The sequence below is a fragment of the Pseudomonas sp. PS01297 genome (genome assembly GCF_029959305.1).
Taxonomy (GTDB): domain Bacteria; phylum Pseudomonadota; class Gammaproteobacteria; order Pseudomonadales; family Pseudomonadaceae; genus Aquipseudomonas; species Aquipseudomonas helleri.
On the sequence record NZ_JASCPQ010000238.1, the window covers coordinates 1 to 255 of the forward strand.

Genomic DNA, 255 nt, shown 5'->3' on the forward strand with positions numbered 1-255 from the left:
AGAGATCGAAAGCGCAAGTGGTTGATGTTACAAAGGAAACTTTGAAAACATCTTAAAATAACCGCTTGACAGCAACAGAGGCTGCTGTAGAATGCGCGCCTCGGTTGAGCGAAAGCTTAACCAACCGTTCTTTAACAACTGAATCAAGCAATTCGTGTGGGTGCTTGTGGAGTCAGACTGATAGTCAAAAAGATTATCAGCATCACAAGTTACTCCGCGAGAAATCAAAGATGTAACCAACGATTGCTGAGCCAA

Annotated in this window: 1 pseudogene; it reads right to left on the reverse strand. The window is 43.1% G+C overall.

Annotation, left to right across the window (positions count from 1 at the left end):
* Nucleotides 1-27 precede the first annotated feature (27 nt).
* Nucleotides 28-255, reverse strand: a pseudogene (locus tag QMX84_RS26520) (hypothetical protein); the annotation flags it as partial.